At 67.2% G+C, this 14887-nt stretch carries 15 protein-coding genes; 9 read left to right on the forward strand and 6 right to left on the reverse strand.

Translation table 11 applies throughout. The annotated features are described in order from the left end of the window. Nucleotides 1-253 precede the first annotated feature (253 nt). A complete protein-coding gene (locus tag ACEN9H_RS01470; RefSeq protein WP_413673533.1) occupies nt 254-754 on the forward strand; it encodes a hypothetical protein in 501 nt (166 codons plus the stop codon). A 9-nt stretch (nt 755-763) separates the two neighbouring features. Here ACEN9H_RS01470 and ACEN9H_RS01475 read toward each other — a convergent pair whose 3' ends face one another. Beyond that, nucleotides 764-1402, reverse strand: coding sequence for a glutathione S-transferase family protein (locus ACEN9H_RS01475; RefSeq protein WP_413673534.1), 639 nt, complete (start codon nt 1400-1402; stop codon nt 764-766). A gap of 171 nt (nt 1403-1573) precedes the next feature. Here ACEN9H_RS01475 and ACEN9H_RS01480 point away from each other — a divergent pair, with 171 nt between their 5' ends. From ACEN9H_RS01480 to ACEN9H_RS01515, 8 genes are all read left to right on the forward strand, one after another. Further along, on the forward strand, nt 1574-3247 hold the full coding sequence (locus ACEN9H_RS01480) for an amidohydrolase (protein ID WP_413673535.1): 1674 nt from the start codon (nt 1574-1576) through the stop codon (nt 3245-3247). A gap of 63 nt (nt 3248-3310) precedes the next feature. Continuing rightward, complete coding sequence (gene hutU / locus ACEN9H_RS01485; RefSeq protein WP_413673536.1) at nt 3311-5017, forward strand: urocanate hydratase; 1707 nt, start codon at nt 3311-3313, stop codon at nt 5015-5017. A gap of 25 nt (nt 5018-5042) precedes the next feature. Beyond that, entirely contained in the window at nt 5043-6584 is a 1542-nt protein-coding gene (hutH, locus tag ACEN9H_RS01490) for a histidine ammonia-lyase (protein ID WP_413673537.1), read from the forward strand. Nucleotides 6585-6597: 13 nt separating this feature from the next. Continuing rightward, entirely contained in the window at nt 6598-7398 is an 801-nt protein-coding gene (gene hutG / locus ACEN9H_RS01495) for an N-formylglutamate deformylase (protein ID WP_413673538.1), read from the forward strand. Then, on the forward strand, nt 7395-8756 hold the full coding sequence (locus tag ACEN9H_RS01500) for a formimidoylglutamate deiminase (RefSeq protein ID WP_413673539.1): 1362 nt from the start codon (nt 7395-7397) through the stop codon (nt 8754-8756). Before hutG ends, ACEN9H_RS01500 begins: the two co-directional genes overlap by 4 nt. 25 nt (nt 8757-8781) lie before the next feature. Next, on the forward strand, nt 8782-9399 hold the full coding sequence (locus ACEN9H_RS01505; protein WP_056124506.1) for a HutD family protein: 618 nt from the start codon (nt 8782-8784) through the stop codon (nt 9397-9399). Next, entirely contained in the window at nt 9392-10603 is a 1212-nt protein-coding gene (hutI, locus tag ACEN9H_RS01510; RefSeq protein ID WP_413673540.1) for an imidazolonepropionase, read from the forward strand. Before ACEN9H_RS01505 ends, hutI begins: the two co-directional genes overlap by 8 nt. A gap of 45 nt (nt 10604-10648) precedes the next feature. After that, nucleotides 10649-12106 (forward strand): glycine betaine ABC transporter substrate-binding protein, encoded by a 1458-nt coding sequence (locus ACEN9H_RS01515; RefSeq protein ID WP_413675543.1) that lies wholly within the window; start codon nt 10649-10651, stop codon nt 12104-12106. On the opposite strand, the gene ACEN9H_RS01520 is transcribed toward ACEN9H_RS01515, so the two are convergent. The 5 genes from ACEN9H_RS01520 to ACEN9H_RS01540 all read right to left on the reverse strand — a co-directional run bounded on the left by ACEN9H_RS01520 (nt 12094) and on the right by ACEN9H_RS01540 (nt 14886). Further along, nucleotides 12094-12261: a hypothetical protein gene (locus tag ACEN9H_RS01520; protein ID WP_371767179.1), complete on the reverse strand. Its 168-nt coding sequence runs from the start codon at nt 12259-12261 to the stop codon at nt 12094-12096. The two genes, ACEN9H_RS01515 and ACEN9H_RS01520, sit on opposite strands and share 13 nt — an antisense overlap. Nucleotides 12262-12504: 243 nt before the next feature. Then, the gene (locus ACEN9H_RS01525; RefSeq protein ID WP_056124498.1) at nt 12505-12996 is read right to left on the reverse strand and encodes a GNAT family N-acetyltransferase; all 492 of its coding nucleotides are present in this window, start codon (nt 12994-12996) and stop codon (nt 12505-12507) included. After that, the gene (locus ACEN9H_RS01530; protein WP_413673541.1) at nt 12993-13934 is read right to left on the reverse strand and encodes a DMT family transporter; all 942 of its coding nucleotides are present in this window, start codon (nt 13932-13934) and stop codon (nt 12993-12995) included. The genes ACEN9H_RS01525 and ACEN9H_RS01530 overlap by 4 nt, the downstream gene beginning before the upstream one ends. Nucleotides 13935-13982: 48 nt before the next feature. Further along, nucleotides 13983-14438 carry a glycine zipper 2TM domain-containing protein gene (locus tag ACEN9H_RS01535; protein WP_036236083.1) on the reverse strand — a complete coding sequence of 152 codons (456 nt, stop codon included), beginning with the start codon at nt 14436-14438 and terminating at the stop codon, nt 13983-13985. A gap of 16 nt (nt 14439-14454) precedes the next feature. Then, a complete protein-coding gene (locus ACEN9H_RS01540) occupies nt 14455-14886 on the reverse strand; it encodes a DUF962 domain-containing protein (RefSeq protein ID WP_056124490.1) in 432 nt (143 codons plus the stop codon). Between the last annotated feature and the right edge of the window lies 1 nt (nt 14887).

Genomic DNA, 14887 nt, shown 5'->3' on the forward strand with positions numbered 1-14887 from the left:
AGTTGAGTGAAAGTCACGACGTTAGCCAAGACGTATTCGCAGCCATGGATACGGCTCAATTGAACGCATGACGTTGTAGCAAAAAGTGCTCTGACCCCGAATTTCAGGAAAAATGTGCTCTGACCCCGAATTTATGAAATGTGCTAAGGGAAGTAGAATTTTTACCAGATGTTAGGCATGCATACGTTTCCGTCGTAGCATCGAGGAACCTGCACCTTTGCGGGCATACAACGATAATCCAACGGAGACAACCATGAGCGTATCGCGTCGCCTGTTCCTGGCCACCCTCGGCGTGGCCAGCGTGTCTGGCGGGAGCCTGGCCCGGGCCGGGGACCTGCCGCAACCCCTCGTCATTTACGATGACGAATTGAAGAACGGTTTCCAGAACTGGAGCTGGGCGAAGACGCAGTTGTCGGTGCCGGTCGGGAACGGCAAGCCGATCCGCGTCGAAGGCGAGCCGTGGAGCGCGCTCGCCCTGCACCACGAACCGTTTTCCACCGAGGGCTACAGCAAGCTGACCTTCGTCATCAACGGCGGAATGAACGGCGGCCAGACCCTGATGGTCAAGACCATGGCCGACGGCAAGGCGATCGAGGCCGACTTCGCCATCCAGCTGAAGGCGAAGACGTGGGCCGCCGTCGAAGTGCCGCTGAAGGACATCAACGCGGCCGGCAAGACCATCGACACCCTCATCTGGCAGGGCCAGGGCGCCGCCTATCCGGGGTACTACATCACGCGCATCCAGCTCGAGTAAGCGCGCCCCTCACGGCAGCTCGCCGCCCGAGAACGGATCGATCGAGTACGGATGCACGGTGCCGAGGAATCCCGGTTGCGCACGCACGCGGGCGATCCACCCGACGATGCCGGGGTAGTCAGCCAGCGCCAGCCCGGCTTCGTCGGTCCGGTGGACGTACGCAAACAGCGACATGTCGGCGACCGTGTACGCGCCGCCCGCGATGAACGGGCGTTGCGTCAGTTCGCGGTCGAGGATCGCCAGCGCCTTGTCCGCGACGCGGCGCAGGCGGTCGACCAGCGCCGGCGCGCGCCGCGCCAGCTTGCCGGTCAGCGTCCAGTGGCGCAAGGTCGCGATCGATGCCACGTGATCCTGTTCGAACGACAGCCATTGCTGCACCTTCGCCCCGCCGAACGGATCGGAAGGCAGATACGGCGTGCCGTGCGCCAGGTACGTCAGGATGGCGTTCGATTCGGCCAGCGTGCGGCCGTCGGGCAGGCGCAGCGCGGGCACGGCGCCGGTCGGATTCACGGCAAGGAAGTCGGGACGCTGGCCTTCGCCTTCGAAGATGCGCACGATCTCCGTGCGATAGGGGATGTCGAGATGGTTCAGCAGCAGGCGGACTTTCCAGGCGTTCTGCGAGGGCAGGTAATCGTACAGGGTGAGCATCGTTATCTCCGGTGAAAAAACACGATTGGACCACCGCGTAAAACGCCGCACCCTCCGGTTCTTGCGATCGAACCACAGGCCCGCGATTGACCACAATGTAAATTTCTATACACTCTGTTTCTTGCTATTGAGCCGTACCCCGGTTCATCCACAACGACAACGGAGACCCCGATGCGCCCCCGCCACAAGCAACTCAGGCACACCCTGATCGCCCTGGCCCTCACCACCGCCACGGCCCACGCCACCACCGTCATCGACAACGCCAACGGCTACACGCTGAACGCGAAGGGCGACGTCATCCAGTTCGCGTCGCTCGCGTTCGACGACGCCGGCCGCATCCTCGCCGTCGGCACCGCCGCCGACGTCGCTGCGAAGGCCCCGCAGGCGAAGCACGTCGACATGGCCGGCCGCACCGTGCTGCCGGGTCTCATCGACGCGCACGGCCACGTGTTCGGCCTGGGCGAGATGCTGACGCAGCTCGACCTGTCGGCCACGACGTCGCTGCCGCAGGCCCTGGCCGCCATCCGCGACTACGCGCGCGGCAACGCCAGGGCCGCGTGGGTGCGCGGGCGCGGCTGGAACCAGGAGAACTGGAAGCTCGGGCGCTTCCCGACCGCGCGGGAACTCGATGGCGTCGTGGCCGACCGGCCCGTGTGGCTGGAACGCGTCGACGGCCACGCCGGCTGGGCCAACGGCCGCGCGCTGGCGCTGGCCGGTATCACGGACCAGACGCCGGACCCGGTCGGCGGCAAGATCGTGCGCGACGCCGCCGGCCATGCGACGGGCGTGCTGGTGGATGCCGCGCAGGCGATGATCCAGAAGGTGCTACCGCAACCGACCGAACAGGAAGCGCGCACGATGCTCGACCGCGCGCTGGGCACGATGTCCAGCGTCGGCCTCACGAGCGCGCACGACGCGGGCATCGGCATCGCCCAGGACCGGCTGTACCGCGATTACGCGGACCACGGCAAGCTGACGGCGCGCATCTACGCGATGATCGGTGGCACCGGCGCCGACTTCGACCAGCTGGCGCAGAACGGCCCGCTGAACACGTACGGCCACGACATGTACGCGCTGCGCGCCGTGAAGCTGTACGCCGACGGCGCGCTGGGCAGCCGCGGCGCCGCATTGCTGGCGCCGTACACGGACGATCCCCATTCGCACGGCCTGCTGTTCCACTCGAACGGCGAGATCGACGCGATGATCGCCAAGGCCATGAAGAAGGGCTACCAGGTCAACGTGCACGCGATCGGCGACGCCGGCAACCGGCAAATCCTCGACACCTTCGCGAAGGAGATCCCGGCCAACCGCGGCCGGGCGCTGCGCCACCGGATCGAGCACGCGCAGGTCGTGACCCTGGCCGACATCCCGCGCTTCAAGCGCATCGGCATCATCCCGTCGATGCAGCCGACGCACGCGACGTCCGACAAGAACATGGCCGAGCAGCGCATCGGCCCCGAGCGCATCAAGGGTGCGTACGCGTGGCGCACGTTCCTCGCGCAGGGGTCGCGCATCGCGTGCGGCTCGGATTTCCCCGTCGAGGCGCCGAACCCGTTCTTCGGCATCCACGCGGCCGTCACGCGCCAGGACGCAAACGGCAATCCGATCGCCGGCTGGTATCCCGAGCAGGAGATGTCCCTGAAAGAAGCCTTCCGCTGCTTCACGCTCGACGCGGCCTATGCCGGCCACCAGGAACAGACGCAGGGCTCCCTCGAAGCGGGCAAGTACGCGGACTTCATCGTCATCGACCGCGACCTCTTCCGGATCTCGCCCTACGACATCCACAAGATCGGCGTCCTCGAGACGTGGGTCGGCGGCCGCCAGGTGTATCGCAAGTTTCAATGATCGCCCTTGACGGAGTTGTATAGACAACTTAGACTTTCTGGAACGCTTATCGAGGAGTCCGTCATGACCACAGCCTCTCCCGCCGGAGATCCGCGTTTCGATCCCACCCGCGTCATCCGCGCCCCGCGCGGCAGCGAGCTCACATGTAAGAGCTGGCTGACCGAGGCGGCCTACCGCATGCTGCAGAACAACCTGGATGCCGAGGTGGCGGAAAACCCGCAGGGCCTCGTCGTCTACGGCGGCATCGGCCGCGCGGCGCGCGACTGGGCCTGCTTCGACCAGATCCTCGCGTCCTTGCGCGATCTCGACGACGACCAGACCCTCCTGATCCAGTCCGGCAAGCCGGTCGGCGTGTTCCAGACGCATCCCGACGCCCCGCGCGTGCTGCTGGCGAACTCGAACCTCGTGCCGAAGTGGGCGACGTGGGAGCATTTCAACGAGCTCGATCGCAAAGGCCTGTTCATGTATGGCCAGATGACGGCCGGCAGCTGGATCTATATCGGCACCCAGGGCATCGTGCAGGGTACCTACGAGACCTTCGCCGAAGCGGGCCGCCAGCACTTCGGCGGCGATATGTCCGGCCGCTGGATCCTGACCGCGGGCCTGGGCGGCATGGGCGGCGCGCAGCCGCTGGCCGCGACGTTCGCCGGCGCCGTGTCGCTGAACGTGGAATGCCAGCAGAGCAGCATCGATTTCCGCCTGCGCACCCGCTACCTCGACAAGCAGGCGAAGGACATCGACGACGCGCTGGCCATGATCCGCGACCACACGGCGCGCAAGGAAGCCGTCTCCATCGGCCTGCTCGGCAATGCGGCCGACGTGTTGCCGGAACTCGTCCGTCGTGCCAAAGAGGGAGGAATGGTGCCGGACCTCGTGACGGACCAGACGTCCGCCCACGACCTGATCCACGGCTACCTGCCGCGCGGCTGGACCGTCGAGCAGTGGCTGGCGGCCCAGCGCGACCCGGCGCAGCATGCGGCGCTGAAGCAGGCCGCGGCCGAATCCTGCGCCGTGCACGTGCAGGCGATCCTCGACTTCAAGGCGATGGGATCGTACGCCGTCGACTACGGCAACAACATCCGCCAGGTCGCCTTCGACCAGGGCGTGAAAAATGCGTTCGACTTCCCCGGCTTCGTGCCGGCATACATCCGCCCGCAGTTCTGCGAAGGGCGTGGCCCGTTCCGCTGGGTGGCGCTGTCCGGCGACCCGGAAGACATTTATAAGACCGACGCGAAGATCAAGGAGCTGTTCCCGCAGCACGCCCGCGTGCACCGCTGGCTCGACATGGCGCGCGACCGCATCGCGTTCCAGGGGCTGCCGGCGCGCATCTGCTGGCTCGGCCTCGGCGAGCGCCACCTGGCCGGCCTCGCGTTCAACGAGATGGTGCGCACGGGAGAATTGAAAGCGCCGATCGTGATCGGGCGCGACCACCTGGACACGGGCTCCGTCGCGAGCCCGAACCGCGAGACGGAAGCGATGCGCGACGGCACCGACGCCGTCTCCGACTGGCCCCTGCTGAACGCCATGCTGAACACGGCCGGCGGCGCGACGTGGGTGTCGCTGCACCACGGCGGCGGCGTCGGCATGGGCTATTCGCAGCATGCGGGCCTCGTCATCGTGGCGGACGGCACGGAGGCCGCGGATAAACGCCTGGCCCGCGTCCTCGTCAACGATTGCGCGTCGGGCGTGATGCGCCATGCGGATGCCGGCTACGAACTCGCGATCGAGACGGCCAAGCGCTTCGGCCTGCGCCTCCCGATGATCAAGTAAGACTGCATAGCTCCATCACGACACCATGACCCAAGACCATCACCTCATCCTGCAACCAGGCGCCTTGTCCCTGAACGACCTGCGCGCCGTCTGGGGCGCGCACGGCCCGCTCACGCTCGCGCCGGCCGCGTATGCCGCCATCGAGACGTCGGCCGCCACCGTGCAGGCCATCGTCGCCAAGGGCGATCCGGCCTACGGCATCAACACGGGCTTCGGCATCCTGGCCAAGCGCCACATCCCGCAGGCCCAGCTCGAACAGCTGCAGCAGAACCTGATCCTGTCGCACGCCGTCGGCACCGGAGAACTGCTGCCGGACCACGTCGTGCGCCTGATCCTGCTGACCAAGATCGGCAGCCTGGCGCGCGGCTATTCCGGCGTACGGCCGCTGATCGTCGACACCCTGATCGCGCTGTACAACGCCGGCATCATGCCCGCGATCCCGTCGCAGGGTTCGGTCGGCGCGTCCGGCGACCTCGCGCCGCTGGCGCACATGACGCTCGCGATGCTGGGCGTCGGCCAGGTGCGCATGCGCGGCGAATTGATGGACGCGCGCGCCGCGCTGGCCGCGGCCGGCATCGAGCCTGTCGTGCTCGCGGCGAAGGAAGGTCTTGCGCTGATCAACGGCACGCAGGTGTCGACGGCGCTCGCGTTGAACGGCCTGTTCCTCGCGGAGCGCCTGCTGGAAGCGGCGATGGTCTCGGGCGCGCTGTCGCTGGACGCCGCCCGCGGCAGCGACGCCCCGTTCGACCCGCGCGTGCATGAAGTGCGCGGCCAGCCGGGCCAGATCGCGGCGGCGAAGATTTATCGCCAGCTGGTCGCCGGCAGCGCGATCCGCGCGTCGCACCTCGTCGGCGACGAGCGCGTGCAGGACCCGTACAGCCTGCGCTGCCAGCCGCAGGTGATGGGCGCCGTGATGGACCTCATCGCCCAGGCCGGCCGGACCCTCCTCATCGAATCCAACGCCGTCACGGACAACCCGCTCGTGTTCCCGGACTCCGGCGAAGTCATTTCTGGCGGGAATTTCCACGCGGAACCCGTCGCATTCGCGGCCGACATCCTGGCGCTGGCCATCGCCGAGATCGGCGCGCTGGCCGAACGCCGCATCGCGTTGCTGATCGATTCCACTTTGTCCGGCCTGCCGCCGTTCCTCGTGCGCGAGCCGGGCGTGAACTCCGGCTTCATGATCGCGCACGTGACGGCGGCCGCGCTGGCATCGGAAAACAAGTCGCTGGCGCATCCGGCCAGCGTCGACAGCCTGCCGACGTCCGCCAACCAGGAAGACCACGTCAGCATGGCGACATTCGCGGCGCGCCGTCTCGGCCAGATGGCGCACAATACGGGTGTCATCGTCGGCATCGAGCTGCTGGCGGCGGCGCAGGGGATCGAATTCCACCGCCCGCTGACGAGCTCCAGCCACCTGGAACATGTCCACGCAAAATTGCGCGAGCACGTGCCGGCGTTCGACGAAGACCGGTTCTTCGCGCCGGACATCGAGGCGGCGCGCCGGATGGTGATGGAAGGCGAGCTGTCGGCCGCGTGCAAGGACTTGTTCGCCTCACTGCACTGATCAGGGGATCACGATGGATTTCTGGTTCAAGCCGGGTTCCGTGCCGCTGCTGCTGTCGATGCCGCATGCGGGCACCGACATTCCCGACGACATCGCGGCGACCATGGCGCCGTGCGCGCTGGTGCGGGCCGACACGGACTGGCACCTGCCCGACCTGTACGCATTCGCGGACAGCATCGGCGCCTCCACGTTGTCCGCACGCTGGTCGCGCTACGTGATCGACCTGAACCGGCCGCCCGAGGACACGAATCTGTATCCCGGCCAGGACACGACGCGCCTGTGCCCCGTCGACACGTTCGCGCGCGAACGGTTATACCAGGACGGCCGCGAGCCGGACGCCGGGGAGATCGAGCGCCGCCTGGACCTGTACTGGCGCCCATACCACCGGCAACTGCGCGCGGAACTCGACCGCCTGCTCGCGTTGCACGGGCAAGTGGTGCTGTGGGATGCACATTCGATCGCGTCCGTCGTGCCGCGCTTTTTCGACGGCCGCCTGCCCGACCTGAATTTCGGCACGGCCGACGGCCGTTCCTGCTCGCTGCAGTTGCAGGGGGAGATGATGCGCGTGGCCGGCTCCCAGGACCTGTTCACGTTCGTCTTCAACGGGCGCTTCAAGGGCGGCCACATCACGCGCTTCTACGGTGATCCGGCCGCCGGCGTGCATGCGATCCAGCTCGAAATGTGCCAGTGCCTGTACATGGACGAGGCGCCGCCGTTCGCCTATCAGCCCGACGTTGCCGGCAAGGTGCAGCCCTTGCTGCGCGAACTCATGGAATCGGCAATTGGATGGGCACGGGCAGGGGGCCACGCATGAGCGCCCTGTTCGCGCGCCACGCGCTGCTGGCCGGCGGCTGGGAGCGGGACGTGCTGCTCGAATGGGACGTGCGCGGCGACCTGACGAAGGTCGCGCCGGAGGCGTCGCCGCCGCTCGGCGTGGCGCGCGCGGATTACGTCCTGCCCGGCATGATCAACCTGCATTCGCACGCGTTCCAGCGCGCCATCGGCGGGCTGACGGAACGCGCAGGGAGCGGACCTGACAGCTTCTGGACCTGGCGCGACCTGATGTACCGCGTGGCCAACCGCATCACCCCCGAGCAGATGGAAGCCGTGGCGGCGCAGCTGTACGCGGAATGCCTGCGCCACGGCTACACGGCGGTCTGCGAATTTCATTACGTGCAGCGCGCGCCGGGCGGCCATCTGTATGGCCATCCGGCCGAGACGGCGCAGCGCATCGCCCAGGCCGCGCACGAAACCGGCATCGGCGTGACGCTGCTGCCCGTGATGTACGCGTACGCGGGCTTCAACGACACGCCGTTGCGCCAGGACCAGGAACGCTTCCGCACGGATCCCGCGCAGGTGCTGCGCATCGTCGACGCGCTGGAACCCTTGCGCGGGCCGCACCTGGAAGTGGGCGCGGCGCCGCATTCGCTACGCGCCGTATCGGCGAGCCAGCTGCGCGAACTGGCGCAGGCGCTGCCGGCAGGGCGGCCGCTGCACATCCACATCGCCGAGCAGCAGCTCGAAGTGGCGCAGTGCGTGGAGGCGACCGGCATGCGCCCGGTGGATTATCTGATGGAGCAGGTGGACGTCGACGCGCGCTGGTGCCTCGTGCACGCGACGCATCTGTCGGACGGAGAACGGGACCGCATCGCGGCCAGCGGCGCCGTCGCGGGCCTGTGTCCGACGACCGAAGCGAACCTGGGCGACGGCCTGTTCCCGTTGTCTCCCTACATCGCGGCCGGCGGGCGCTTCGGCATCGGCAGCGACAGCCACGTGTCGCAAAGTCCCGTGGAAGAACTACGGTGGCTCGAATACGGCCAGCGCCTCGCGCATCAGCGCCGCAATATCGCCGTCCACGGTGAGGAGCGCGACGTCGGCGCTTTCCTGTGGCAGCAGGCGCTGGCGGGCGGCGCGCAGGCGGCGGGGCGCCGTCTCGGCGTGCTCGCGCAGGGCCGGCGTGCCGACCTGCTCGTGCTGGACAGCGCGCACCCGAACCTGGACGGCGTGCCGCCGCACGAGGTGCTGGGCCGCTTCCTGTTCAGCGGCAACGACAACCTCGTGCGCGACGTGCTGGCCGGCGGCCACTGGGTGGTGCAGGGCGGCCGCCACAAGGCACAGGACGCGATCGCGCAGCGCTACAAGGCCGCAGCGCGTACACTGCACGCACATTGATGCCAACGACGAAGGGAAGCAAGCCATGACGATGCTGATTCCGTATGCGAACCTCGAACCGGTGTCGTGGAAGAACGGCGGCGGCAGCACGACCGAAATCGCCGTGTTCCCACCGGACGCCGGCTTCGACGACTTCGACTGGCGCGTGAGTCTCGCCACGATCGCGAACGACGGCCCGTTCTCCATGTTCCCCGGCGTCGAGCGCACGCTGGTGCTCGTCGACGGTCCCGGCATGACGCTCGACATCGACGGCGCACCCACGCTGCTGTCGAAGGGCGAGCCGGTCGCCGCGTTCGACGGCGAGTCGCGCGTGGAGGCCAAGCTGAACCGCGGCGCCAGCACCGACTTCAACGTGATGACCCGGACGGAACGCTGCTGGCACCGTTTCGGCCGCCGCCGGCTGGACGGCGACTCCACGTTCGTCGCGCGCGCCGACGTCACCGTGCTGTTCCTGGCCGAAGGCGACAGCCTGGAACTCTGCAGCGACGACCAGCGCATCAACCTCGTGCGCTTCGACGCCGTCGTGCTCGACCCGGACACGAAGTGGAAGCTGCGGGCAGAGCAGGGCGCCATCTTCATCGTCGACATCCATTACTACGACGACGAGGACGACCTCGACAACGAGGACGGCATGTATGAGTGAAGCCGTCGACGTCCTGTACGCGAACGCACGCGTCGCGACGCTGGCGGATGGCTATGGGATCCTCGACGATGGCGCCGTCGCCGTGCGTGACGGCCGTATCGCGTGGGTGGGGCCGCGTGCCGAGGCGCCGCCGGCTTTGTCCGTTCACGATTGCGGCGGCTTGTGGCTCACACCCGGCCTCGTCGACTGCCACACGCACGTCGTCTACGCGGGCAACCGCAGCGACGAATGGGAAGCGCGCCTGAACGGCGCCACCTATGAAGACATCGCGCGGGCCGGTGGCGGGATCATGTCGACCGTTCGCGCCACCAGGGCGGCATCGGAGGACGACTTATTGAAAGCCAGCCTGCCGCGCATCCGTGCGTTGCTGGCCGAGGGCGTGACGACATTGGAAATCAAGTCCGGCTACGGCCTCGATGTCGAATCCGAAGCGACGATGCTGCGCGTGGCGCGCCGCGTGGGCGAGCTGCTGCCGGTGACGGTCCGCACGACCTTCCTCGGCGCGCACGCGCTCCCGCCCGAGTACGCGGGCCGCGCGGACGACTACATCGACATGCTGTGCAGCGAGATGCTGCCGGCGCTGGCCGCGCAGGGTCTCGTGGATGCGGTCGACGCGTTCTGCGAGCGCATCGGCTTTTCGCACGACCAGACGGCGCGCCTGTTCGACGTGGCGCGGCGTCTCGGCCTGCCCGTGAAGCTGCATGCGGAGCAGCTGTCCGACCAGGGCGGCGCGGCGCTCGTGGCGCGGTACGGCGGGCTGTCGGCCGATCACCTGGAGTGGCTGTCGGACGAGGGCGTGGCCGCGATGGCGCGCGCGGGCACGGTGGCCGTGCTGCTGCCCGGCGCCTATTACTTCCTGCGCGAGACGCGCATGCCGCCGCTGGCTCTCTTACGGGACGCGGGCGTGCCGATCGCGGTGGCCACCGACTGCAACCCGGGCACGTCGCCCATGACGTCGCTGCTGCTCGCGATGAACATGGCGTGCACGCTGTGGCGCCTGACGCCGCTGGAAGCCTTGCGGGGCGTGACCGTCAACGCGGCGCGCGCGCTGGGCCTGCTTGAGACCGGCACCCTGGCGCCGGGCCAACGCGCCGACTTCGCCTTGTGGGACATCGCGCGCCCGGCCGACCTGGCGTATGCGATCGGTGCGAATCCGTGCCGGGGCGTCGTCCATGCCGGCGTGTGGCGCGATCAGGTATCCTGACGGCTGATCCACAACGCCACCGGAAACCGCATGCTGAGATTTGCCATGCTGGTGCTCGCCTGCGCCGGCATCCTGTCGTCCGCCCACGCGGAGGAACCCCTGCGCGTGGGCTCCAAGCGCTTCACCGAGTCGTACATCCTGGGCGAGATCCTCACCCAGACCGCGGCGCGCGTCGGGCCGGCCGAACACAAGCAAGGCCTGGGCAACACGGCCATCGTGCTGGGCGCGCTGCGCTCGGGTGCCATCGACGTCTACCCGGAATACCTGGGCACCATCGACCTCGAAATCCTCAAGAATGCGCAGCCGACGTCGCTCGACGCGATGCGTGCGGCACTGCGTCCGCTGGGGCTGGGCGTCGCCGTGCCGCTGGGCTTTTCCAACGGCTACGCGCTGGCCGTGCGTGGCGATGCGGATGTGCGCCGCCTGTCCGACCTGGCGGCGCATCCAGAAATAAAAATCGGGCTGTCGCATGAATTCCTGGGCCGCGCGGACGGCTGGCCCGGCCTCGCGCGGCGCTACGGCCTCGCGCAGCAACCGCGTGGCCTGGACCATGGCATCGCGTACGAGGCGCTGGCACAGCGCCAGGTCGACGCCATCGACATTTATTCGACGGACGCCAAGATCCGCCAGTACGGCCTGCGCGTGCTGGACGATGACAAGCAGTATTTCCCGCGCTATGACGCCGTGCTGCTGTACCGGCTCGACGTGCCGCAGCGGTTTCCGCAGGCGTGGCATGCTATCGAACAATTGCAGGGCACGATCAAGGCGGACGACATGATCGCGATGAACGCAGCGGCCGAGCTGGATGGGCAGCCGTTCGCGGCTGTCGCACGCGCGTGGCTGTCCCACGATACCCAGGCCACGGCCCGTGACGGTCTGCTTACCAAAACTTTCGGCAACGGCTTCATGAACCTTGCGCGCCAGCACCTGTTGCTGGTCGTGCTTGCCGTTTTGCTCGGCAGCGTCGCCGGCATTCCGCTCGGCATCGTGGCCGCGCTCGTGCCGCGCCTGCGCCAGGCCGTGCTGGCCGTGGCGGGCGTCCTGCAGACCGTGCCGTCGCTGGCGCTGCTGGCGATCCTGATCCCGTTGCTCGGCCGCATCGGCACCGTTCCTGCGCTCGTCGCCCTGTGCGCGTATGCGCTGTTGCCCATCGTGCGCAATACGTGCACGGGGCTGCTGCAGGTGCCGTCCGGCCTGCGCACGGCGGCGCTGGCGCTGGGGCTGACACGGCGGCAATCGCTGGTCGAGGTCGAGCTGCCGCTGGCCATGCCGACGATCCTCGCCGGCGTGAAAACGGCGGCCGTGATGAGCGTCGGTACGGCCACCATCGCCGCCTTCATCGGCGCCGGCGGCTTCGGCGAACGCATCACGACGGGCCTCGCGCTGAACGACAACGACATGCTGCTGGCGGGCGCGATCCCGGCCGCGTTGCTGGCCTTGCTGACCCAGGCGGCGTTCGAGCTGTGCGAACGTTTCGTGGCGCGCCGGCGCTACAGCGACTGAAGTTTGGAACGGGTCGTGGAGATCGCGCGGTGCAGGATGCGTTCCGCGTGGAAGTCGTTTTCGCGCTGGACGGCGATGGCGTGCAGGCTGCGGGTATAGGTGTCTATCCGGGAGCGGAGCCAAACCCGGTAGACCCATCGGGTGATCGTTTTCATGTCCATGTCCTCGTGAATGAGCACATTGTCCCGCTCGACGCGTTCTTGCATTTGTGATCACTCAATCGCGTCCGGCCCACAAACTCCAGCTTTCTGTTACCGAGGTAAGCATTTGTAAGGAATCTGCAAATGCCGCGGTCGGGAGACTATATTGAAGCCGTTGGATTCAAGTCTCCCCTCCCCATCGACGAATGGGTTCACCCGCGGCGCTGCGAACAGCCCGCGGGTTTTTTCTTGTCAGAATCAGCCTTGGGCCAGCGCTTCCAGCGGCGCGCCCGTCACGCGGCAGATGCGCCAGTCCGGCAGGATCTCGGCGCCCATCGATTGGTAGAAATTGATTGCCGGCGTGTTCCAGTCCAGCACCGACCATTCGAAGCGGCCGCAGCCGCGCTCGACGGCCAGGCGCGCCAGGTGCTTCAGCATGCGGCTGCCATAACCCTTGCCGCGATGCGATTGCCGCACGTACAGGTCTTCCAGATACAGCCCACGCTTGGTGAGGAACGTCGAGAAATTGTGGAAGAACAGGGCGAACGTGACGACGTCGCCATCCGCTTCGCCGACGATGGCTTCGCAGGCCGGCTGCGGGCCGAACAGGCCTTCGTGCAATTTCTCTTCCGTCGCCACGACAAGGTGCTCGAGCTTTTCGAACACGGCCAGCTCGACGATCATCGATTGGATGTGGGGGACGTCGGCCGGGGTGGCGGGGCGGATCGCGAAGGTGGTATCAAGAGTCATGGCGTCGTTTCGATGCAATCGTTGAGGTTGACGGATACGGCTGGTTTGGCCGCGGGCGCGCGCAGGGCCCAGGCGACACTGCCCAGGCACACGGCCATGCCCAGCCATTCGGTGAGGCCGGGGCGGTAGTGTTCAAGCTTGATCGACAGCAGCACGGAGATCACGGGCGTGATCACGCCGATGTACACGGCCTTGTTCGAGCCGATGCGGTTGATCAGCGTGAAGTAGCAGATGAAGGCGACGACCGAGCCGAAGATGGACAGGTGCAGCAGGCCCAGCACGTAGCTGGCCGTGCGCGGGATGATGAAGGCCTGGCCCGTCGCGAGGCACCACGCGGCAACCATGCACGTGCCCCAGAACATCGACCAGCCCGTCGTCAGCACCAGGTTGTTCGATTCCTCGCGCACCTTGCCCACGACGATGCTGCCCGCCGAGCTGGCGATCGACGCGGCGATGCCGAGCACGAGGCCGAGGGTGAAATGGCCTTGCCCGCCCTGGCCCAGGTGGCGCAGCTCAGTGCCGATCGCATGCCAGAACAGCAGCGTGACACCGGCGATGGCCGCTGCGCCGGCGCCCCACGTGCGGCGCGGGATCGGGGTGCCGAACGCGATGCGGGCACAGATCGGCGTCCAGAACACCATCAGCGCGAACAGCACGGCGACGAGCGCCGACACGACATATTGTTCGGCGTTGTACGTGCAGACGTACGACACGCAGAACGTAAAAAAGCCTTGCAGCAGGGTCCAGCGCTGGACGCGCCAGGGCAGCCGCAGCCTGTCGCCGCGCAGCAGGCAATACGCGAACAAGGTCAGCGACGCGAGCGCGAACCGGTAAACGACCGACACCGCGGGCGGGACTTCACCCAGCTCGAGCGTGATCGCGAAGAATGTCGATCCCCAGATCAGGGAGGCAATGGTGAAGAGGACGTAGGAGGGCATCGCGAAAGTATATCGCGATCCCTCTTCTGTTGTGGCCGGTGGTAAATGTCAGTGCGTCACGCGCGTCGTGTACCCGTTGCTGAGCAAACGTACGCGCTCGCCCGGCCTGAACATCTCGTCGGCCGCCTGCGTGATGGAACGCAGTTCGCCGTTGTCGAGCTTGACGGTAATTTCAAATCCCGGCCGGTTGTTGGCCTGGTTCTCGACGCGGTTGCCGATGATGCCACCCGCGACGGCGCCCAGGATGCCGACCGCGGCCGAGCCGTTGCCGCCGCCGACCTGCGAACCGCCCAGGCCGCCCAGCGCGGCGCCGGCCATCGTGCCGACGCCGGATTCCGGATTCGCGATCGTCACGTTGCGGACGGATTCCACGGTGCCCATGCGCACCGATTGTTCATTCATCGTCTGGTAGCTGCTGTAGACGCTGCCCGAATTCGACGGACCCGCGCACGCGGCAAGCAGGGCGGTCAGCGGGACGAGGGCGAGGATGGCGATGCGTTTCATGTTTACTCCAAAGCAATTAATAAGCGACATGGAGGCGGCGATACAAAAAACCAAGCACGAACAGCGGACCGATCAGCAGGAAGCGCACGTCGTCGAAGAACGACGGTTTCTTGCCCTCGATCTTGTGCCCGATGAATTGGCCGATCCACGCGACGACGAAGATCGCGATCGACAGCGGCAGCACGGTGAACGGCGGCATCAGCGCGAGCAGTGCCAGCATCACGGCGCTCATCAACAGCATGCCGAATGCGAACGGCGGCGACAGCCGGAAGTAATACACGAGTGCCGCAAGCACCGCGACGACGGCGACGGCCGGGTGGATGCTCCACAGGATGCCCAGCAGGGTGAACACGATCACGGGCACGCACACAATATGGATCAGCTCGTTGGTCGGATTGCGGTGGCTGTCGCTGTACTGGTCGAGCAGCACGTCGATGGTCCGGGGCATC

This window comes from Massilia cellulosiltytica (assembly GCF_047325105.1).
In the GTDB taxonomy this organism is placed as follows: Bacteria; Pseudomonadota; Gammaproteobacteria; order Burkholderiales; family Burkholderiaceae_D; genus Telluria; species Telluria orientalis.